Raw genomic sequence first — 21,397 nt, forward strand, 5'->3', positions numbered from 1 at the left:
CACAGCCATCTATTGCGCGGGAAGCAGGGAAACAATAAATACAGCCGGCGCGGGGGCGGCGAAGAGCTTGCCGCCCCCGTATCAGCGGTGGGCACCGTTGCTCCTATTCTACATCCAGCTATGACCATCACCATTGCCCCGCATTCCGCCCACCCGCTTACCGTGGCGCGGCTGGGCTACGGCACCATGCGCCTCACCGGGCCCGACATCTGGGGCGAGCCGGCCAACCGCCCCGAGGCCCTGCAGATTCTGCGCGAAGCCGTGGACGCGGGCGTCACCTTCCTCGACACGGCCGACTACTACGGCGAGGACGTAACCAACCGCCTCATCCGCGAGGCCCTACACCCCTACCCGGCCGAGCTGCTTATCTGCACCAAAGTGGGCGCCACCCGCCGCCCCGATAAAAGCTGGGTGCCCTACAACCGCCCCGAGCAGCTGCGGGCCAGCATCGACAACAACCTGCGCACCCTGGGCCAGGAGCAGATTCAGCTGGTACACCTGCGGCTGATGGGCGCGGGCCCGGTGCCGCTTGACGAGCAGTTGGACGCCATGTTTGAGCTGCAGCGCGAGGGCAAGGTGCTGCACGTGGGTCTGAGCAACGTCACGCGGGCCGAACTGGAAGCGGGGCTGCAGCAGGGGCCCATTGCCACCGTCGAGAACATGTACGGCCACGCCCAGCGCACCACCCTGGTGCACGCCCACGGCGCCAACCCCGGCGGCGCGGAAGTATTGGACTTGTGCGAACAGCACGGCATCCCGCTCATTCCGTTTTTCTCGCTGCTGCACGCGTTGCCCCAGGCCGATACCCGCGTGGCCGAGGTTGCCCGCCGCCACGGCGTCACGGAGGCCCAGCTCAACATTGCCTGGCTGCTACACAAGTCGCACTGGCTGCTACCGATTCCGGGCACCTCCCGGCTGGCTCACCTGCGCGAAAACCTGGCCGCCGCCACTATCCGGTTGAGCGCCGAGGAAATGGCGTATCTGGAGTAGCGGTCCGGCGGGCCGATTGCAACCTCCCGCCGCTTGGCCCGACTCTTTTCGGCAAATCCGATTTTACTTCGTGGCATGAAACGCAGCTTTTGGTTGGTGGTGCTGGCTCTGCTGAGCCTGGCTCCCACGCAGGCCCAATCCCTGACGGGCGAATGGCAGGGCGTAGAAACTGACACCGGGGAGCCCGGGGCCGTGTGGCCGGCGGTGCTTCGGCTTCAGAAAAGCTCCGGCACCAATGTATTTGGGGTGCTGTATCAGGAAGTGGGCGGCGAGCCGGGCGTGTCGGCCACGTTTCAGATGGCCGGCACGCGCACGGCCGCCGGCCTGCGGCTGGAGCACGTGCGCAAGCTCACCGAAACCGGCCGCACACCATTCTCCTACTGGTGCGAAGGCTCTATCACCTTCACCTACGACCCGGCCCTGGAAAAGCTGACCGGCCGGGCCACCTACAACCCACTCAACGACTGCGACAAAGGCACCCTTACGTTTTATCGGGTCCGCTTGAAATCGGCGGCCACCGTGCCAGCCGGCGTCGAAACCACGTTGCGCGTATCGGGCCGCAACGTGCTATGGTACACCGACGCCAGTTTGAAACAGCCTGTAGCTACCGGCAACACATACCGCACCAAGCTTAGCAAAACCACCACTTTCTACCTGCGCCAAAGCTACTACCCCACCCGCCAGAGCACGGCCGTGCCCATCACCATCCGGGTGAGTGGCACGCCTCCCGCCGCCACCTCGGCCCCGACGCCGCCCACGCCAACCGCCCCTCCTGACACCACCCGCCTGGCCCCGCTGGTAGCCGATCGGCCAGTAGTGCTGCCCACGGTGCTGTTCCGGCTGGGCACAGCCGAGCTGCTGCCCGAAGCGCAGCCGGCCCTGCAGCAGCTGGCGGCCGAGCTCAAAGCCCGCCCCAGCTTGCGCCTGCGCGTAGCCGGCCACACCGACCGCATAGGGGAGCCTCAGAAAAACCAGATCCTGAGTGAGCAGCGGGCCGAGGCCGTGAAGCAGCGCCTAGTACAGCTGGGAGTAAACGAAGCCCGCATCAGTACCATCGGCTACGGCGACGCCCGCCCCCTGCACCCCTCACCCGACGCCCGCAACCGCCGCGTAGAAGTATCAGCCGAGACAGAGTGACGCTGCTGAGCGCAAGAACGGCAGCTGGGTATGGCCAGCTTAGAAAGGAAAAGTGGCCGCCTCTGAGCTCAGGGGCGGCCACTTATCATTCAGGAAGACTCCTGACGAAGGCGCTTTATTTAGCTGGCACTGGCTGAGCGGCCGGCTGACGGCGCTCCTCTTCCTTCTGGTAGAAAGCCAGCTCCTGCTGGTAGGGAGCGTAGTTCCAGTCGGGACGGGCGGTGGCGGCGGTGCGGGCGGCCGTGGTGAGGGCCGTCAGCTGCTCCGGGGTTAGCACCGAGGCAGTGGAGTCGGCCAGCAGGGCCTGATGGCGCTGCTCCAGCAGGGCTTCGAGGGCCTGAATTTCGGGGCCGCCTTTGCCTTTGAAGGTTTCGGGGGCCGTGCGTTTGCGCTGGACACTCTGCCCGCGGTAGCTGAACAGCGTAACGCCCCGGCCCAGTGCTGGCGTGGCGGCAACTCCTTCGGCTTTAGGGGCAGCGGCTTTCGCCTTTTTCTGGCGGGCGGCCAGCGTAGCCACCGAAACCGCAGCCCGGGTTCCGCCCATGATCAGTCCGATCTGGGCTTGCGCCTGCTGAATAGTGAGCACTGCCACAAGGGTAAAGATGTACTTCATAATAAAAGGTAAAAAGTAACAGAAGAAGGGCGCAAGCTACAGAAGAATTTGCCACCGCATGCCCCTACCCGCCCGCCTTAACACGGCGAATCCATCCGTGCCGAAACAGCAACTCATTAGCGGCCGCTGACCCATTTCAACTAAAATGTAGGTATAGCGTCGGCAACGGTTGTTTCCTGCATTTTCTGGTTGTTGGCTGCCTGATTATGCATTTGTACACGGACGTATCCCGTGTGGGGCTGCTCGGCGAGCGGCCAGTTGTCAACTCTTTCGTTCATATCTCTTCCAACGACCCACTTTAAAACGCCGGCTTCTGCTTCCGCAGCTACTCCAGAAGCGTGCAGGCCATTCTGGCCCTGCTGCACCCAGTCACAGGCGAGGGCGACAACTCCAGAAGCCTTTCACCCGCTACTCAGTGGTTTCGCAGCAAGAGACTTACCCGCCCCAAGCCGTAGCAGCAGCACTCTGCCCTATTCATCGGCGGTGGCGTAGCGCGCATGCATACAGGCCACGAGGGCAGAATTCGCCAAATCATGCGGATTAATGTCTACACAGAGCTTCATTATTTTTCGGAAGCGCCACATTCATTTCCGCTTTTTTCATCTCTGGTTCACACCTACGCCGGAGCAAATAGTCAGTTCCCGGAATAAGGTCTTTCCGTAGCCCTGAACGCCGGATCACTTTCAGCTGACATCCTGTTGGCAAGCGGGCTGTACAGGTAGCAGAAACCCAACAAAAATATGATGCTTGCATAACAAATTATCGGGCAGGCCGTAGTATCTTTGCAGCCATCAAGCTGATCTGCATCTACATACACTCTTTTGTTATGAACAAGCGCAACGCCGCCCTTTCTTCGCTGCTGGTACTCGGAAGCCTTAGCTCGCTGAGCTATCTGGCCGCGCAGGTTCTGGATCTGAACCTGTTTTTTGACCTCCGCGATGAGGAGGAGCTGCATTTCTAGGCAGCTGCCTTTTCCGCCTTTTTGCCCGAACCCTGCCCCCCAGCAGGGTTCGTTTGGTTTCGGCCCGCAAACAAAGCCCGATTCAGAATCAGGGTCTTAGCAGATTAGCGGCAAAAAACCACATCTATTCTCAGCTGTTTTCGGTACTTCACAGTCCGGAAGCCCGTGGTGGGCCCCGGGTATCTCTCATCGGCTACCTTCCGGCCGGGTGGCGCAGTGCCACAGCGGGCCGGAAACAGCCAAAACCACTGATTTATGAACCTGAGTAGCCTCAAAGAGCAGATCAGCTACATCATCGGGCGCGACATGGCCCGCAATTTCTCCCAGCAGGGCCTGGACCTAGATATCGACATTCTGGCTGGCAGCATGAAGGAGGCCCTGAGCGGCGAGCCCAGCCGCCTCAGCCAGGAGCAGGTACAGGAAGCCATGATGCAACTGCAGCAGCAGATGGGCGGCCCCGACGAAGACGACGACACCACCAACGACGCAGCCATGAACAACAACAAAGCAGAAGGCGAGGCATTCCTGGCCGAAAACAAAAGCAAGCCCGGCATCACGACGCTGCCCAGCGGCCTGCAGTACGAAGTCCTGACCGAAGGCAGCGGCCGCAAGCCCGGCCCTACCTCGCAGGTAACCACCCACTACCACGGCACGCTGCTCAACGGAAACGTATTCGACAGCTCCTACCAGCGCGGCCAGCCAGCTACGTTTGGTGTAAACCAGGTAATTGCGGGCTGGACAGAAGCTCTGCAGCTGATGCCCGAAGGCTCGAAGTGGCGCCTCTACATCCCGTCGGATATGGCCTACGGCAAGCGTGGCGCCGGCCGCGACATCGGCCCCGACTCGACGCTCATTTTCGACGTTGAGCTGCTGAAAGTCAACAACTAGTGTAACCAGTCCTTCGCCCGGCTACTGTGGAAGCGGTGCCGCCCTATTGGGGCGGTCGGCTCCGGGGTAGCCGGGCGAACCTGTTATAGCCCTGCCGTGTCTGCCTTCCCTGCCGAAGAACTTTCTCCTGACCCCGCCGCGCCGCAGCAGCCGGCCTACTCGCCGGCAATACCCCTGCCGCCGCCCCCGCCCCTGCCCACCCTCCGCAGCGACGATGGCCGCCTGATGCTCTCCGACGACTCGCTGCAGGTGAACGGGCAGCGCTATGCGCTGCTGGAGCTGGAAGCCGTGGAGGTGCACCACGTGCGGTGGCTGCTGTGGGTTCTGCTGGGCGGCTTCACGCTGGCCGGCTTCCTGCTGGGGCTGCTGCAGAACTGGCTGCGCACCATGCCGGCCGCTTTGGGCCTCACGGTGGGCGCCCTGCTGCTGGCCTGGGGGCAGCGCGGCACCAACCGCCTGCGCCTGCACCGCCTGGGCCGCGAAACGGCCAACTTTGCGCTACCCGGCGAGCTGCCCGGCTGGCAGAAGCTGGTATCAGAGGCAAACCGCCGCATCCAGCGGCGCCACGACGAGGCCGCCCGCGCGGCCGCCGAGGCACTGTGGGCAGCCCAGGCAACTTTGCCGCCACCCGAGCTACCAGCTCTGGAATAGACGCTGCTGATTTCCTGTTTCGGCCCGGCTTTCTTTTCGCGTATTGCGTAAGGGCACGTTTGCGCGCCTTCCCCTACCTTTGGGCGCTTTTTCCGGCACCATTTCCTCCTCTTATTCCACACATGGACGCCAAACACTCGCACACGGCCATTTCTACGGCGGGCCTGCTCATTGCCCTCGGCATTATTTACGGGGATATCGGCACGTCGCCGCTCTACGTGATGAAGGCCATTGTTCCGGAGCAGATTACGCCCATGCTGGTTTACGGCGGCATTTCCTGCGTATTCTGGACCCTCACGCTGCAAACCACCATCAAGTATGTGATGCTCACCCTTAACGCCGACAACAACGGTGAGGGCGGCATTTTCTCGCTGTATGCGCTGGTGCGGCGGCGCGGGGCCTGGCTGTCGGCAGTGGCCATTATCGGGGGGTCGGCTCTGCTGGCCGATGGCGTGATTACGCCGCCCATTTCGGTTTCTTCGGCTATTGAAGGCTTGGAAGCCGTGTACCCAAATATTCCAACGGTGCCCATTGTTATCGGCATCATTGCGGCGCTGTTTCTGCTGCAGAGCTTCGGGACTCAGATTGTAGGTAAGGCGTTCGGTCCGATTATGTTCGTCTGGTTCTCGATGCTGGCCACGCTGGGCGTAAGCGGCGTTATGCAGCACCCCGAGATTCTGAAAGCGCTTAACCCCTACTACGCGTATGATCTGTTGGTAAATTACCCCGGTGGCTTCTGGCTGCTGGGGGCCGTATTCTTGTGCACCACCGGAGCCGAAGCTCTTTACTCCGACCTGGGCCACTGTGGCAAGGGCAACATCCGCATCAGCTGGATATTTGTTAAGACCTGTCTGGTGCTCAACTATATGGGCCAGGGCGGCTGGCTGCTGGCGCACCAGGGCGAGATGCTCAACAAGCGCAACCCGTTCTATGAGTTGATGCCGGAGTGGTTCTTGCTCATCGGCATCGGCATTGCCACCATTGCGGCCATCATTGCCTCGCAGGCTCTGATTACGGGCTCGTTTACGCTTGTGGCCGAGGCCATCCGCCTCAACATGTGGCCCAAGGTGAAGCTCAATTACCCCACCGACGTGAAGGGCCAGCTCTACGTGCCCAGCATGAACCGGCTGCTGCTGCTGGGCTGCATTGCTGTGGTGCTCTACTTCCGCAAGTCCGAAAACATGGAAGCCGCCTACGGCTTGGCCATCACGCTGACCATGCTCATGACCACCATTCTGCTCACCATCTGGCTGCGCACCAAGCGGGTGCCGCTGCCGGCCATTGCGCTGTTTGTGCTGGTGTATGGCGCCATCGAGGGTTCTTTCCTGATTGCCAACCTCATCAAGTTCCCGCACGGGGGCTGGGTGTCGCTGGCCATTGGTGCCACGCTGATGGGCGTGATGTACGTGTGGCTGCGGGCCTTCTACATCAAGCGCCGCCTCACGGAGTTTGTGAAGATTGAGCCCTACGTGGACGCTCTCAAGGAGCTCAGCAACGACGAAACCGTATCGAAATACGCTACGCACCTCGTGTTCATGTCGTCGGCAGAGCGGCAGTCGGAAATCGAGAGCAAAATCATCTATTCCATTTTCCAGAAGCGTCCTAAGCGCGCCGACATCTATTGGTTTGTGCACGTAGACACCACCGACGAGCCGTATACCATGGAGTACAAGGTGACGGAGCTGGCCAAAGACGACGTGTTCCGCATCACGTTCCGCCTAGGCTTCCGGGTAGAGCAGCGCATCAACCTGTACTTCCGCAAGGTGGTAGAAGACCTGGTGCGCAATAAGGAAGTGGACATTACCTCGCGCTACGAATCTTTGAGCAAGCAGCACGTTACCGGCGACTTCCGCTTTGTGGTGCTGGAGAAGTTCCTGTCGGTGGAAAACGAGTTTCCGTGGGTGGAGAAGCTGGTGATGCAGGCGTATTTCTACATCAAGCAGTTCATTGCCTCCGAAGACAAATACTTCGGCCTCGACACCAGCTCGGTGAAGGTGGAAAAGGTACCGCTCGTCATCACGCCGGTGCGCGACGTGGCTCTGAAGCGGGTTCAATAACGCCTGCCAGATACATCAGCCATCCTTATCAAAAGCGCCTCACTGTCAGTCAGTGAGGCGCTTTTGCATTTCCACCACCTGGCACAGTCTCTCCCGAAAATTAGGCAAGCCGAATACTTGCATTTTGCGCAGATTTTCCTTCTCTTCAGGGCTCGCACTTTTTCCACAACCCAAACTCCCACAAGCGTATGCGTACTTATACCCTATCCGGCGCGGTGCTGGCGGCCTTGCTACTGGCGGCCTGCCAGCGCCAGCCCGACGAACAACCCACTCCCCAGCTGGAAGCCGAGCCCACCGAGGCCCTCACCACCCAGCAGCTCGACGACCAGATCATGGCGCGGCTGCGTGAAACAGGTAAGTTCGACTGGAACCAAGCCAGCGCCCACACCGTGTGGAGCGCCCTGCGCCGCTCCGACTATGTGCTGTCGGTGGGCTACCAGCCGGCGCGCTTCTCGGGGCAGCTGCCCGCTGATGCAGCCGGCAGCCCGGCCTGGTAGCAAGCCCGCGCACAGGTGCTGGCCCTGATTCTGGCTGAAGAGCAGAAAACCCACCCCGGCCTCACGGCCGCCGACTTGGTGGCCTACGATGAAAGCGTGCTGCCCGTGCTGGACGTGACCGTGCGCGAGCTGAGCACGATTAAGGCGCTACGGGCCTCCGGGCTGGTGCGCTACGCCGAGCCCATGGGCTACGAGCCCAACCGCCCCGAGGCCAGCCGCACCGAGTCGGTGCTGAGCAGCAGCGGCTGCGGCAGCAACACGGCCACCGCCGGCCTCGTAGCCGGCGCCGACTTCACAGTACTCAGCAATGGCAGCAAGTCGTCGTGGAACCAAGCCGACCAGTACCACGGCGTGCGCACGGCCTGGAACCAGAGCACCGGCCGGGGCGTGAAGGTGGTCATCATCGACTCGGGCTCGTCGGATGCGCAGGAAAACCTGGGCTCGGCCTTCAACCAGGGCCTGAGCTCGGGCCGCACCATTGAGCGCCTCGTGACTATGCCCCGCAACACCATTTTCGGCATCCCGTACGGCGACGCCGAAACGCCCAACGACGGCTGCGGCCACGGCACCAGCATGGCTGGCGCCTGCGCCGCCCCCCGCGGCACCGACGGCGCCGCCGTGGGTATGGCCTACAATGCCAGCCTGATTACGGTGCGCGCCGCCGAGGACGTGTTTCTGGACGCCAGCCGCGAAGTGAAGGGCGTTTCCGACGCCTTCATTCTGGCCGGCAACCGCGCCGACGTGCGCATCATCAGCATGAGCATGGGCCGCCTGACCAGCTCCTCGCAGATGACCGACGCCATCCGCTACGCCTATGGCCGCGGCAAGCTCATCTTCTGCGCCGCCGGCACGTCCTTCGACTGGAGCGCGGGGCTGGTAGGCGTCATCTACCCGGCCTCCCTGCCCGAAGCCGTGGCCGTAACGGGCGTGAAAGACAACCTCACCACCCGCTGCGACGAGTGCCACGTGGGCTCCGACGTGGAGTTTACGGTAGTGATGCAGCGCACCAGCGTCGACCGGCGGCCGCTCACGCTGGCCATGTCCGGCGACGCGCCCAGCACCGTAGGTGGCTCTAGCGTAGCCACGGCCAGCATGGCCGGCCTCACGGCCCTGGTGTGGGCCCGCTACCCCACAGAAACCCGCGCCCAGATCATGAGCCGGCTGGTGGCAGCCAGCTCCAACCGCAGCGCCCGCAGCAGCAGCTTCGGCTGGGGCCGCGTAAACGTGGCTACGGCCGTGGGCGGGTTAGTCAATTAGTAATTAAGAATTAGTAATTAAAAATGGGCCGTTCAACGACTTCACAACGAAGCGTTGAACGGCCTATTATCTTACTCAAAAATGGGCTGTTCAACGACTTCATGACGAAGCGTTGAACAGCCCATTTTTAATTACTAATTCTTAATTACTAATTAATTCTTCACTGTCAGCCACTTGGCCAGCACGGTTTTCTGCTCGGCGGTGGGGTTTTCCATCCGCTCGATGCGGTAGCGCTGCATGGTGCCGGCCAGCAGCGGGAAGCTCAATTCCTTCAGCTGCCCGTCGCGCGACACCAGCATCTTCACCTCCGAGCCGGCGGCGCGGCTGCTGAGCTGCTGGGTGGGGTCGGCGGTGAGGCGGGCGCCGTCTAGGGCCAGGATTTCGTCGTTCACGTTCAGGCCACCCTGCCAGGCGCTGCCGTCGCGGGCGGTGCTGCTGACGGTGTACTTGCCGTTGACGCTGCTGATGCTGGCGCCCAGGGCCGGCTCGCCGGTAGCTGGCGTTACGGTCAGCTTTAGGCCAGCGTAGCCGAGGGCGGTGGCGTAGGGCAGGGTTTCGGTGCCGTACACGTAGCGGCGGAAGAAGTCGTCGAAGCGGCGACCGGCTACTTTGGCCACGGCGGCCTGATATTCCTCGTCGGTGAAGCCACGCTTTTTCTGCACGTAGTATTCGTCGTAGAGGTAGCGCATCACGTCGTCGAGATGCTTCTGGCCCTTGGTCTCCTGGATAATCATCAAGTCCAGCACGGCCCCGATAAGCTCGCCCTTGTCGTAGTAGCTGATGCCGGTGTTGCTGGAGTTTTCGTTGGGCCGGTAGCCCTTAATCCAGGCGTCGAAGCTGCTCTCGGCGGCCGACTGCTGCTTGTTGCCGGGCGTGTTTTCCACGCGGGTGATGCCGTTGCTGGTGCTGGCAAGGTAGTCGTCCACGCTCACGAAGCCGGCGCGCTGCACAATCAGGTCGCCGAAGTAGCTGGTGCCGCCTTCGCTCACCCACAGCATATGCGTGTAGTTTTCGTTGTCGTAGTCGAACGGGCCGAGGGCCACGGGGCGAATGCGCTTCACGTTCCAGAGGTGGAAGTACTCGTGCGCCACCAAGCCCAGGAAGCCCTTGTAGCCGGCATCAGAAGCATACGCGTTGCGCGACACCGACAGCGTAGTGGAATACAGGTGCTCCAGGCCGCCCGTGCCCCGGTCGATGTTGTGCACGATGAACACGTAGCGGTCAAGCGGATTTTTGCCCACCACGCGGTGCGCTTCCTCGCACACCTTTTTCATGTCGGCCAGCAGTTTGGCTTCTTCCATTTTCGCGGCGCCGAACAGGGCCACCGTGTGCGGCGTGCCGTTGGCCTCGAAGCTCAGCACCTTCTGGTTACCGATTTCAATGGGCGAATCGGCCAGTTCGTCGTAGCTCTCCGAACGGAAGGTATTGGGCGCGCCGGCTGGCTTGAGGCTGGTCGAAACCTGGGTCCAGCCGGTGGCGGGCTTCACTTCCAGCGTGCTGGCCAGCTGCTTGGCCTCGGCGGGGTACATAAACACGCTGGTGCCGTTCACGTAGCCGTGGGCGGCATCCAGGAAGCTGGTGCGCACGCTCAGCTCGTAGGCGTACACCTTGTAGCGCACCGTGAAACTGCTGGCTTTGGGGTGAAATACGCGCCAGGTGTTTTTCGTGATTTTCTCGGTGCGCAGCGTTTCGCTGCCGGCCTGGGCCGTGAAGCCTTCTACGTGGCGGGCAAACTCGCGCACCAGGTACGAACCGGGTGCCCACACCGGCATTTTCAGGTCGGTATAGGGCTTGCCGAAGCCGCTGAGGCTGGTTTCGACCTCGAAATAATGGGTTTGGGGCGCCGGCATAGCCAGCGTGTAGCGCAGCACAGGAGCCGCCATAGCCGGGCCAAACTGGCTCAGCAGCAGCCCTAACACCAGCGCCAGCAGCACTCGGGTACGAGAATGGGTCATGAAAAAAGGAAGTGAGTGAGATGGTATCGTTGGGGCAAAGAACGGCGAAAAGTGCGCAGGGCTGCAAACCGGAGGTGCTGCCACGGAAACTACGGGCCTAGCTCCACCGTTAGGGAAGCCACCATTCCTACTATTAACTATGCGCTACGTCTGGATTTCCTTTGTTGCGCTGGCGGCCTTGCTGGTCGGCTACTTTGCCTGGCCTTCGCGCCCAGCCTCTGCTCCCGACTCTAACGGTCAATCGGCGCTGCCCACCCACCAAGTGGCGCTGGTTTCCAGCACCCGCCCCGTCCCCTCCGCCGACAGCGTCGTGACCTTTGCCATGCGTCAGCTGGGCACCAATTACTGCTACGCCGGCAACACTCCCGCTACCGGCTTCGACTGCTCGGGCTTTGTGCAGTATGTGTTTCAGGAATTTCGGGTGGCCATGCCGCATTCCACAGCCCTGCTCATCGCCGTAGGTCGGCCCGTGGCGCGGGAGCAGGCCCGCCGCGGCGACATTGTAGTGTTTACGGGTACTGCGTCCGGCTCTGCTACACCTGGGCACGCTGGCATCGTGATATCCGGGCCAGGCCAGCCGCTGCGGTTCATCCACTCTTCGTCGGCGCGGCGCGAGTCAGGCGTCAAAATCAGTCAGGTGGAAGGCACCGACTATGAACGGCGCTTCATGCAGGTGCGCCGGGTGCTGTAGAGTACGTGAGCAGGTGAGTACCTGGATAATCGTTCTGTTCCATCGAGCACAGCTACTCCGGTAATCACCTGCTTAGGCACTCTGTAAAAGAGCGATGCCCGGCCGCCTATGCAGTCCTCAGTTGAGAGGCTGCTGGGCGGACCGGGCATCTAATCCTTCAAATCTTACCAAGCGACGAGTCTGGGGTACAGCCCCGCCATCCGTTGTGTAAGACCTTGCCAGAATGCGGGAAAAAGCCAAATGGGGCGTTTTTCCGCGCGAAAGCTGTTGTTAAGCGCGTTCGGCGGTGAGGCGAACTACATTCGACAGGCTTGGCAGGATTTGTTTGGGACTACTAGACATTTTGTACCTCCTTTCTTTACGTTCGACATAACCCCGGCCGCGCCTCCCAGCACCTTAGGGCTGCTTGGGCGGGGCTGTAGCACTCACTACGGTAGGTAAAGTTATAAGCCTGCCGGATGGTTCAAAATAAAAACCCCTTTTTTTAGCCCCCCACTAGGGTTTCGGGGCCATTACCCTGATGATCAGCGGCTTTCTTTTGCGCAGCCAGTCGATTAAAAGCCTGGCCTCAAACTTGCCATTCACCAGACCAGCGTTTTCGCGTCGGCTGGATGCTGCTATGTAGGAGTTTTCTCCTATCTTTTCCCACCCATACCCCAATTTCTCACTTTTCACCATGAAAAAATTCCTGTTCCTCTCTCTCGCCTTCCTCTTCGGTGCTATCGGATTGGCCTCGGCGCAAACCCTTTCTCCATTGGGCACATGGACCAATGCAGAGAAAAAAGCCACGTTTGAAATCTACAAGTGTGGTGATAAGCTTTGCGGCAAAATCGTAACGCTGACCGTACCGAACGACCCCGCCACCGGCAAGCCCAAAACCGATTCGCAGAACCCCAACCCAAAGCTGCGCACGCGCCCGCGCCTGGGCATGGTGTTTATGCAGGGCTTTGAGTACGATGACGACAACAAGTGGGACGATGGCAAAATCTACGACCCTGAGAGCGGCAAAACGTACTCTTGCTACATGAAGATGCTCAACGCCAATTCCATGGAAGTGAAAGGCTACATTGGCTTCTCCATGATCGGCAAGTCGCAGACCTGGACCCGCGTGAAATAGGCCCATCTGCCATTGATTGCGTATACTTGGCGACGCTTCCGCACTGCGGAGGCGTCGCTTTTTTTGTAGCCCGCTCCTGCATCAGATGTTTGGCTGTGGGCCACAGACATCCTTTTCATCTAGCATTCCCGACGTTTGAAATATCTGCTGCTGAGTGCTCTACTGTTGTTGCTGGCAGTGCGGCCCGCCACGGCCCAAACGCCCCCGCTGGGCGTGTGGGCCGACGATTCCGGCGACTCGCATATAGAGCTGTACCGCTGCGGCGAGCAGCTCTGCGGGCGGCTGGTGTGGCTGCGCAACCCCGCCGATGCCAACGGCAAGCCCCGCCTCGATGTGAAGCACCCCAGCCCCGAACGGCACACCCAACCCCTACTCAGTCTGACAGTGCTGCAGAACCTGCGCTATAACGCCGAAACCGACCGTTGGGAAGACGGTGAAATCTATGACCCCGAAAACGGCCGCACCTACTCCTGCTACGTGGCCGCAGCCGGCAAAGACCGGCTGGAGGTGAAGGGATACATCGGGTTTTCGCTGATTGGCAAAGCGCATTACTGGCAGCGGGTGAAATAGCGGCGGCCCTGGTTGGCAGGCTGAAGGGTGAACTCCTGGCAGGGTTTGCCCTTTATTTTTTGGACTGAAATTCGCTTTTAGTTGGCCGCTAAAGCGCCACGCTCCTCAAAACCATTTGCGGCGGCGGGTGTTCTTCCCTCATACACCGCTACCATTTTGCTCGATTTTCTTAAACAGTTGTTTTCGCCGGAAGCCGCTTCCAAAACCACGGACTGGCAGCCGCTGCACCGCACCCCGGCGCAGGAGCGCAAACGTGCCCAGTGGTTAGCGCAACAGGTGTATCTGAACTGGGCAGGCCCTTACTTCAAAGCATACCACTATAGCAAAGCCGGCATCACGGGCCAGCAGTTTCGGGTGCAATTGCTGGAAGAAGCGGGCCGGCAGGGAGCAGTGCTTCTGTATGACCCCAGCATGGGGCCCGGCAATTTCCAGCACTTCTTTGATCTGCTGCGCGACCGGGTACAGGCGCTGGGCTATAACGTGTCGGCGGCCGACCAGCGCACCCTGCACCATGAGCGCTACTCAGAAACCGTAGAAAAGTACTTCCTGAAGCCCCTGCCCAACGACTGCACCGCCACAGGCCGCTGCAACCAGCGCTATGGCAACGTTACGGTGGACCTGGTGCGCGTAAACAATCAGCCGGGATTTATCCGCTTCGTCAGCAACCCCTACCAGGACACCATTTTCACCCCAGCTCATAGCTTCGATGAACTGATGGCCGCTGTATTGGACATGCCGCCCGCCCCAGCCGAAGTGCAGGCTCTTATCAAGGAATATTGGAAAGATTAGACGTTCCTTCCTGGCTTCATTGACACAAAAAAGCGGCTCACCTAATCAGGCGAGCCGCTTTTTTTGAGGAAGCAACTGTGGTTACTCGCGCACAAAGCGGGCTATGGATACGGTACCGGCACTTGAGGTGAGGCGCAGATGATAGAGCCCGGCCGCCAGGGTGCGGGTATCCAGCTGAGCGTGCTGGGGGTCGACGGTTTGGCGCAGGAGCACGCGGCCGGTGGCATCGGTTACTTCGGCCGTGGCGCGGGTCGTCAGGTCTGGCAGGCGCAGCGTTTCACGGCAGGGGTTCGGGAACACGCTTAGGCGGGCAGCGCGGGCAGCGGCCGTAGCCAGCACCAGCGTGTTGTCGCGGGTGGTGGTGCCGGGGCCTTTCAGCAGCCAGCCTTCCACGTCAACATCCACAGAGGACACAACCTTGCTGACCGGCACGGAAAACGACGATACAGGCTGCCCCTGGCGCAGGCGGGACACCTGCTCGGTGCCATCGGAGAAGCGGATGGTATAATTCACCTCGGTATCGAAAAACGGCGTTGCCGAGGCCATCGAAACGGTTTCGGTGGTGCTCAGGTAGAGGCTTTGGCCCACTTGGTTCCAGCGCACATTGAAGGTAGGATAGCCCTGACCGGCATACCACTGGTCGAAGAAATATTGCAGCGGCCGGCCGGCTTCGGCCTCAAAGATGCGCTGCAAATCGATGGTGCGGGCCGTACTGCCGCTGTAGGTGCTCTGATAGGTGCGCAGGGCCCGGAAAAACTTCACATCATCGTTGAGCAGATAGCGCAACATATGAATCACGGCGCCGCCCTTCTTGTAGCTCAGGCGCGAGCTGAAAATGCGGCCTACGTTGGTGGTATCGGCTACTTTGATGCTGCCGCCAGGCTGCTGCCGGGCCGTAGCCTGCGCGCTGTTCATCCAGCTGCGGGCATTGGCTTCGGTGGAAAACCGCTGCAACGACAGGTACTCGCCGTAGGAAGCAAAGCCCTCGTTCAGCCAGATATCTTCCCATGAGGCGCAGGTTACGTTGTCGCCGAACCACTGGTGAAACAGCTCGTGGGCCGTCAGGGTGAAGCTGAAACCGTCCTGGGTGGTCATGGTCTGGTGCTCCATCCCGCCGCCGATGGGTGCCATGCTGTGGCCGTACTTCTCGCTGGCAAACGGATAGAGGCCTACCAGACTGGAGAAGTTTTCGATGAAGCCCGGCGTACGGTCGATTTCAGCGCGGAAGACGTTCAGTGCCGCCTGGTTGTAGACGTAGTTGACGATGGGAATGCGCGGACCGCCTACGGGATTGGCATAGTTCACGTACTCGATGTAAGGCGCCACAGCCACCGACACGAGGTAGTAGTCGATGGGCTTGGCACGGTGCTTCCACTCGTAGCGACTCTTGCCGGTGGGCAGCGCCGTTACGCGCTCCAGCACGCCGTTGGAACCCACTTTGTTGATGTTGCTGGTGGTCACCCATACGTCCAGCGAGTCAGCCTTGTCGGTCAGTACCTGCTTGCAGGGCCACCATTCGTGGGCCGAAAACGGCTCCGACAGGCTCCACGTCACGTTCACACCGTAGGTACCCTGAAACTGCGTGTTCAGGGCGTTGCCGATGGCGGCGCTGTTGCCATTGGGGGCCGTGCCGCGGTAATATACCAAGGTGTTGAAAAGCGTATTGGCCGGCACGGCCTGGGGCAGGAGTACCGTCACGTCGGAGCCGGCCCGGCGGATTCCGTTGGCCCGGCGCCCGTTTACCACCACCGAGTCGATGGTGAAGGTCTGGTACAGCTCAAACGCCACCGAGTCGAGCGGCTGGGCGAGGGTACGGGCCAGCATGCGCACGTTGCCCCCGACGTTGCGTGAGTTGTTTTCCAGGGCAATATCGAGCTTGTAATACTTCACATCGTAGCGGTCCATCTTGCGGCGGTGCGTTACGGTGGTGGCGGGGCCGCGCAAGGCCGTGCGGGTGTGGGCCTGGCTGCACAGCAGGGCGGCATCGTCGGGGGCTAGCCGGGCGGCCTCCGGGGATTGGGCCTGCAGACTCGGAGCCAGCAAAAGCAGCCCCGTCAGGAAAGAGTAGAAACGCAGCATGAAAACCTAAGTGAGTGAAAAAAGAAGAGTGGAGAATATAGCTCCCAAGATACATAGCCTGACCCAGACAACTGTAGCCGTCCCGGTGGAGGTTCCGGCGCAAGGTCGTATCTTCGAAAAGGTATCTGTGTTATTCATCCGGCCTTCTTTATGCACCCTCGTCTACCCTCCTTTTTCGGGCCCGCCGGCCCAATCTACCGCCTGCTGCTGGCCCTGCTGCTGCTGCTAGGGCTGCCGGCCCGCGCCACGCACATAGTAGGCGGCGAGATGGACTTGCAATACCTGCAGAATGCCACCTACCAGCTCACGCTCAACCTGTATTTCGATGCCATAAATGGCAGCTCCGGCGCCCTCGACAACGATCTGACCGTCAGCATTTTTGAAAAGGGCACTGACCGACGCATGCAGAACCTGACGCTGCCGCTGGGCGCCAACACCCTAGTCAACTACACCAGCCCGGCTTGCGCGCTGCCAACCTCCCTGGTGACGCGCAAACTTGTGTATTCGGGACGACTGGAGCTGCCGGCCAACATCTACACCAACCCCGCCGGTTACTACGCGGCCGTGGAGCGCTGCTGCCGCAACAGCGGCATCCGCAACATCCAGGATCCGGCCGATGCCGGCCAGACCTTCTATCTGGAGTTTCCGCCGGTGGTGCGCAACGGCCAGCCCTTCCGCGACTCCACCCCCCGTATCTTCCCGCCACTGGGTGATTATGCCTGCCTCGGCGAGCTGTTCTACTACGACTTCGGGGGGCAGGATGCCGACAACGACTCGCTGGTATATGAGCTGGCCACGCCCCTGAACGGGCACTCCACCCCCGGCCTGCCCAAGCCGCCCGCAGCCGATCCGCAACCCTACCAGCCGGTGCGCTGGAGCCCCGGCCTGAGCGCGCTCAACCAGATTCCCGGCACTCCTACCCTCACCATCAACCGCCAGACCGGACGCCTGCAGGTGCGCCCCACCGATGAGGGCCTGTTTGTGTTCGGCATCCGGTGCTCGGAATACCGGCGGGGCGTGAAGATTGGCGAGGCCCGCCGCGACTTTCAGCTCAAAGTTATCCGGTGCTCCCAAAATGCCGCTCCCACCATGCGCGTGACGATGCCCAGCGGCACGGGCACCTTCCGGCCGGGCCGCGACACACTACGCCTGCGCCCGGGCTTCAGCCGCTGCCTAACCCTGAAGGTATCCGACCCCGATTCGCCGTCGCGCCTCACCATGTCGTTGCGGCCCGTGAACTTCACGGCCGGGCAGCTGCCCACCATCAGCACCACCCAGGGCACGGTACGCAGCCCCGGCGCGCCCGACACGCTGGTGTCGCAGCTGTGCTTTCCGGCCTGCTTCAACACGCGCGGCCAAGTGTATCTGTTGGATTTGGTGGTGGCCGACAACGGCTGCAGCCTGCCCAAACGAGACACTGTGCGGCTGGCCTTCACAGCCATTCCCGACCCCAACGCACCGCCCACAATCAGCAGCACGGCGGCCCTGCCGCTGCGCGCCCGCATCGGCGACCTGATAACCTTCGACGTGACAGGCCTGGACCCTGACAGCGACCCACTCACGCTCAGCATGGCTGGCCGCGGCTTTTCGCCTGCCGACCTGGGCATCACCTTTGTGCAGCAAGCCAGCGGCAACCGGCTGCAGGGCCGGTTTACGTGGCGCGTGGACTGCCGGGCCGCGGCCCGCACCTCTTATGAGTTTGACTTTACGGCCAGCGCTGGCCCCTGCTCCGAGCCTACGGCTGTCGGGCTGCGTATTCCTATCCAGATAGACTATATCAATACGCCGCCGGTGCTGGTGTCCAGCCTGCCCGTTCCCGGCGCAACCGGCCCCATTGATGCGCCGGTGCGGGTGCGGCGCCTGATTGGGAATGCCTATGAGGCCACTTTCACGGGCACCGACGCCGACACCGACCCGCTGGTGCTGTCGGCCACCGGCAACGGGTTCGACTTGGCAGCAGCGGGTATGAGCTTCCGGCCGCAGAACGGCAACGGCCGCGCCACCGCCACCTTCCGCTGGGACCCCAACTGCACCGGCCTCAAGCTGCCCGACGGGGCGCTGGAAGTCACGTTCCGGCTACAGGAATCCACCTGCCACCCCGAGCCCCGCTCCCGCGTGGTACGCTTCGAGCTGATCAACCCGGACACTGTGGCCTTCACGCCGCCCAACATCTTCACGCCTAACAACGACCCCAACCACCTCAACGAGTTCTTTCAGCTGGAAAATCTGCCGCCCGACTTCTGTGACTCCCGCTTCGCCGATATCAAGATTTTCTCGCGCTGGGGCAACCTGGTCTACCGCAGCACCAACCGCAACTTCCGCTGGGACGGCGGCCAGCTGGCGCCCGGCACCTACTTCTACCTCATCGAATTCACCGACGGCCGCAAGTTCAAAGGCCCCGTCACGCTGGCGCGGTAAGTGTTTTTTCAGGTGATGAGGGGAATGGTGAATCGTGATGAGGTGGCAGGTGACAGGTCACAAGCAAAGGAGGGTATGAAGTAAAAGATGTGCGTGTGCCATCCCAGTTACTTCATACCCTCTTTACTTTATTACCTGTCACCTGTCACCTCATCACCTAATCACCATTCACCTGAAAACACTTAATACATAAACACGAACACCACGAACAGCAGCACCCAGAGTGCGTCGATGAAGTGCCAGTAGATGCCCAGCATCCGGAGCTGCAGGCGGCGGTAGGGGTTGCGGATGAACACCAGGCTGCGTACGGCGTCGCGGGAGGCGTGCACGGTGCGCAGCAGCAGCGCCAGCAGAAACAGCATGCCGCCCAGCAGGTGCAGCACGTGCAGCGCCGAAATCAGGTAGACGTAGGTGCCGCTGGCTTTGCCCTCAAAAAACACGCCCTGCAGCATCAGCTCGCGCCAGCCCAGCACCTGCAGCCCCGCGAAGATGCTGCCCAGCAGCAGCGTGGCCCCGAGGCAGCGCGCCAGTCCGTTCACATCGTCGGCGCGGTAGAGGCGCGGGGCCTGTGCCACCACGTAGCTGCTCAGCAGCAGCACGATGGTGCTGATGGAAAAAAACTTGGGAAACTGCTGAATTCCGGCTGGCAGCTGGGTGGCCGAGCGGGTGCTGATGTAGGCGCCCGTCAGGAACAGGAACAGCACGCCTATGCCCACCAAACCCAGGTACAGCATCATCTGTAGCGGCGGCACCCGCTCCATGCGTTGGAAGGAGGTGGCCGGCTGGTTGGCGCCCACCTTGTCTTTACGTTCTTTGTCGGAGTTCATGCGCGGCAGCGGAAGTGGCAATGGTTGTAGGGCAAACCATTCCAACCGCCTTTAGTTCCGGTATAATGGCGCTGCCCAGGCTTTCAGCCTTCTTCCAAGATACGTAAAACCCCCACTCTCCGACAAGCAGGATTCGGGGTATTTTAGGGCTCAGGGCATAGGACTTACAACATGGGGCATAGGGCTTAGGCAGTTCATTTAGCTGGACGACCCAGGCCCCAGGCCCTAAGTCCTATGCCCTAAGCCCTAACTTTTAAAGAATGACCCGATTTTGCCCAGCACGGCGTTGAGCGTGATTTTGGGGCTGCGGCCTGTGCCGAACGTGACGTAGGTTTTGCCTGCTACCCGCAGATCCAGCACCAGGCCCAGGCGCAGGGCCAGGTCGTTGAGCTGCTGCAGCGGGTCGGGGGCGTTTTTGGGTTTGGGCGGCGCGTTGGGGTCTTTGGGCGGGCCGCTGGTGAGCTTGTCGAGCACCCGTTGGCTGGGCACGTTGATAATCAGGTAGGTACCCGAAGCCGCTACCTGCACGTCGTCGCCATCCAGCGAAATCACCAGCTGCGCCTCTATTTCGAGGCCGCTAGCCAACGGACGAGGGCGTAGCGGGTGGCAGGGCGGCCTCGGCCGGCTTTTCGCCGCGCGTGCGAATGCGCAACGAGCCATTGAGGCGCCAGGTGGCAGCCGGCGCGGCGGGGTTCTGGGGGTTGGGGACCTGCAGCTCCATCTGGTCGAAGGCCAGGGCCAGCTCTACGCCGCCCGAGAGTTTGGACAGCAGCGAAGCGGCCGTATCGGCCCAGGAAGCGGGTTGTTGCGAAGAATCGGGCATGAGAAAGGGTGGTTAGGGGAAGTAGCGGCGCACACGGGCCAGTTCTGCCGGAAAAACGGCGCGGCGGCCCGCAAGTTACATGCCCCTGCCGGATTCGGGGATATGGCGCAGCAGACAGGCAAACACTCTGGCCGCACTTTTGCGTAGGCAGCATGGGCCCTGGCAATCAAAATATGCCGGATTGCGTATGTTGGCCCATTCCATCCTTTGTTGTTCTGCTGGCTTATGCCCTTTTCCTCTTTCCGTTCGCTGCTGCTGCTGCCCGCGCTGGCCGCTGCCGCCTCTTCCGTTTCCGCCCAGACTCCCGACGCTCCCGCCTCTGGCCCCGGCCAGCCATTCGGCCTTGCCGATAACATGGAGCTTGTGTACCGCGTCCTCGATGCCGGCGGCAAGCCAGTGGGCGAAGTGCGCCAGCGGGTGGTGGATCTGAAAACCGGGGAGCGGGAGGAAGGCAAAAAAAGCAAGGTAGCCGAGAACACCATGCTGCTCAAAAGCGGCTACTACGCCCGCAAAAACACGCTGGACCGCATCCAGGACCTCACCTTCCGGGCCCGCCGCGACACCAGCTTCACCGACGGCATGGGCGAGCTAAACAACGACGCCCTGCGCTCCTTCCGCGACCGGAAGCTGGCCTATAGCATCGCGCCGCTGGCCTGGCCCAACCAGCCCACCGTGGGCACCGAGCTGCCCGCCGGCGGCGTCAGCATCCAGGTCAGCAGCTCGGTGGTGAGCATTGCCACCGTCAGCACCATGCTGCAGAAGCGGCGCGTGGTGAGCGGGCCCACGGCCCTCACCACGCCGGCCGGCACATTTCAGGTTTACAAGGTGGAGGCCGAGCGCGAGGAAGCCACCATTCCGCGCCCCGACATGGCCATGCGCAGCAGCACCAAGCAGATTGATTTCTACGCCCCCGGCGTGGGCATCGTGCGCACCGAGCGCTACACCAAAACCGGCAAGCTCAGCGAAGTGCGCGAGCTGACCTCGCGCACGGCCGCCACCACCCAGACCTACGACAAGGTGAAGGTCAAGACAAAAAAGTCGTAATTTCCGGGCCGAGACCTTATCCTCGCCCATCCC

Annotated in this window: 20 protein-coding genes; 14 read left to right on the top strand and 6 right to left on the bottom strand. The window is 61.5% G+C overall.

Features of this window, described 5'->3' with window-relative positions; genetic code table 11:
* Positions 1-120 precede the first annotated feature (120 nt).
* Together N008_RS18370 and N008_RS21920 are read left to right on the top strand one after the other, a co-directional pair.
* Positions 121-990, top strand: coding sequence for an aldo/keto reductase (locus N008_RS18370; protein WP_044017789.1), 870 nt, complete (start codon positions 121-123; stop codon positions 988-990).
* Positions 991-1,065: 75 nt separating this feature from the next.
* A complete protein-coding gene (locus tag N008_RS21920; RefSeq protein ID WP_052381722.1) occupies positions 1,066-2,127 on the top strand; it encodes an OmpA family protein in 1,062 nt (353 codons plus the stop codon).
* Between the two features lie 115 nt (positions 2,128-2,242).
* Here N008_RS21920 and N008_RS18380 read toward each other — a convergent pair whose 3' ends face one another.
* Entirely contained in the window at positions 2,243-2,740 is a 498-nt protein-coding gene (locus N008_RS18380; RefSeq protein WP_044017790.1) for a hypothetical protein, read from the bottom strand.
* Positions 2,741-3,566: 826 nt separating this feature from the next.
* Here N008_RS18380 and N008_RS24080 point away from each other — a divergent pair.
* From N008_RS24080 to N008_RS18400, 6 genes are all read left to right on the top strand, one after another.
* The gene (locus N008_RS24080; protein WP_262489697.1) at positions 3,567-3,701 is read left to right on the top strand and encodes a hypothetical protein; all 135 of its coding nucleotides are present in this window, start codon (positions 3,567-3,569) and stop codon (positions 3,699-3,701) included.
* A gap of 255 nt (positions 3,702-3,956) precedes the next feature.
* Positions 3,957-4,589, top strand: a complete 633-nt coding sequence (locus N008_RS18385) for an FKBP-type peptidyl-prolyl cis-trans isomerase (RefSeq protein ID WP_044017791.1) — start codon at positions 3,957-3,959, stop codon at positions 4,587-4,589.
* 96 nt (positions 4,590-4,685) lie between these two features.
* On the top strand, positions 4,686-5,240 hold the full coding sequence (locus tag N008_RS18390) for a hypothetical protein (protein ID WP_052381723.1): 555 nt from the start codon (positions 4,686-4,688) through the stop codon (positions 5,238-5,240).
* A 122-nt stretch (positions 5,241-5,362) separates the two neighbouring features.
* Complete coding sequence (locus tag N008_RS18395; RefSeq protein ID WP_044017793.1) at positions 5,363-7,297, top strand: KUP/HAK/KT family potassium transporter; 1,935 nt, start codon at positions 5,363-5,365, stop codon at positions 7,295-7,297.
* Positions 7,298-7,485: 188 nt separating this feature from the next.
* Complete coding sequence (locus tag N008_RS23340) at positions 7,486-7,794, top strand: hypothetical protein (protein ID WP_156109402.1); 309 nt, start codon at positions 7,486-7,488, stop codon at positions 7,792-7,794.
* 15 nt (positions 7,795-7,809) lie between these two features.
* Positions 7,810-9,051, top strand: a complete 1,242-nt coding sequence (locus N008_RS18400; RefSeq protein WP_156109403.1) for a S8 family peptidase — start codon at positions 7,810-7,812, stop codon at positions 9,049-9,051.
* 152 nt (positions 9,052-9,203) lie between these two features.
* Here N008_RS18400 and N008_RS18405 read toward each other — a convergent pair whose 3' ends face one another.
* The gene (locus N008_RS18405) at positions 9,204-11,006 is read right to left on the bottom strand and encodes a M61 family metallopeptidase (protein ID WP_231569745.1); all 1,803 of its coding nucleotides are present in this window, start codon (positions 11,004-11,006) and stop codon (positions 9,204-9,206) included.
* A gap of 139 nt (positions 11,007-11,145) precedes the next feature.
* Between N008_RS18405 and N008_RS18410 the strand changes: the two genes are divergently transcribed.
* The 4 genes from N008_RS18410 (at position 11,146) to N008_RS18430 (ending at position 14,173) form a co-directional block, all read left to right on the top strand.
* On the top strand, positions 11,146-11,697 hold the full coding sequence (locus N008_RS18410) for a C40 family peptidase (protein ID WP_052381724.1): 552 nt from the start codon (positions 11,146-11,148) through the stop codon (positions 11,695-11,697).
* A gap of 676 nt (positions 11,698-12,373) precedes the next feature.
* Positions 12,374-12,814, top strand: coding sequence for a DUF2147 domain-containing protein (locus tag N008_RS18420; protein WP_044017795.1), 441 nt, complete (start codon positions 12,374-12,376; stop codon positions 12,812-12,814).
* 135 nt (positions 12,815-12,949) lie between these two features.
* Positions 12,950-13,384 (top strand): DUF2147 domain-containing protein, encoded by a 435-nt coding sequence (locus tag N008_RS18425; protein WP_044017796.1) that lies wholly within the window; start codon positions 12,950-12,952, stop codon positions 13,382-13,384.
* 156 nt (positions 13,385-13,540) lie between these two features.
* On the top strand, positions 13,541-14,173 hold the full coding sequence (locus N008_RS18430; RefSeq protein WP_156109404.1) for a hypothetical protein: 633 nt from the start codon (positions 13,541-13,543) through the stop codon (positions 14,171-14,173).
* 81 nt (positions 14,174-14,254) lie between these two features.
* On the opposite strand, the gene N008_RS21925 is transcribed toward N008_RS18430, so the two are convergent.
* On the bottom strand, positions 14,255-16,252 hold the full coding sequence (locus N008_RS21925; protein ID WP_052381725.1) for a M1 family aminopeptidase: 1,998 nt from the start codon (positions 16,250-16,252) through the stop codon (positions 14,255-14,257).
* A 150-nt stretch (positions 16,253-16,402) separates the two neighbouring features.
* Here N008_RS21925 and N008_RS21930 point away from each other — a divergent pair, with 150 nt between their 5' ends.
* A complete protein-coding gene (locus tag N008_RS21930) occupies positions 16,403-18,670 on the top strand; it encodes a gliding motility-associated C-terminal domain-containing protein (RefSeq protein WP_052381726.1) in 2,268 nt (755 codons plus the stop codon).
* Between the two features lie 182 nt (positions 18,671-18,852).
* Here N008_RS21930 and N008_RS18445 read toward each other — a convergent pair whose 3' ends face one another.
* From N008_RS18445 to N008_RS18455, 3 genes are all read right to left on the bottom strand, one after another.
* On the bottom strand, positions 18,853-19,497 hold the full coding sequence (locus N008_RS18445; RefSeq protein ID WP_044017799.1) for a heme-copper oxidase subunit III: 645 nt from the start codon (positions 19,495-19,497) through the stop codon (positions 18,853-18,855).
* A gap of 246 nt (positions 19,498-19,743) precedes the next feature.
* On the bottom strand, positions 19,744-20,082 hold the full coding sequence (locus N008_RS18450) for a hypothetical protein (RefSeq protein ID WP_044017800.1): 339 nt from the start codon (positions 20,080-20,082) through the stop codon (positions 19,744-19,746).
* The gene (locus N008_RS18455; protein ID WP_044017801.1) at positions 20,075-20,320 is read right to left on the bottom strand and encodes a hypothetical protein; all 246 of its coding nucleotides are present in this window, start codon (positions 20,318-20,320) and stop codon (positions 20,075-20,077) included. Before N008_RS18455 ends, N008_RS18450 begins: the two co-directional genes overlap by 8 nt.
* 225 nt (positions 20,321-20,545) lie before the next feature.
* Here N008_RS18455 and N008_RS18460 point away from each other — a divergent pair, with 225 nt between their 5' ends.
* A complete protein-coding gene (locus tag N008_RS18460) occupies positions 20,546-21,364 on the top strand; it encodes a hypothetical protein (protein WP_044017802.1) in 819 nt (272 codons plus the stop codon).
* Positions 21,365-21,397 lie beyond the last annotated feature (33 nt).

The sequence above is a fragment of the Hymenobacter sp. APR13 genome (genome assembly GCF_000737515.1).
Lineage (GTDB): Bacteria > Bacteroidota > Bacteroidia > Cytophagales > Hymenobacteraceae > Hymenobacter.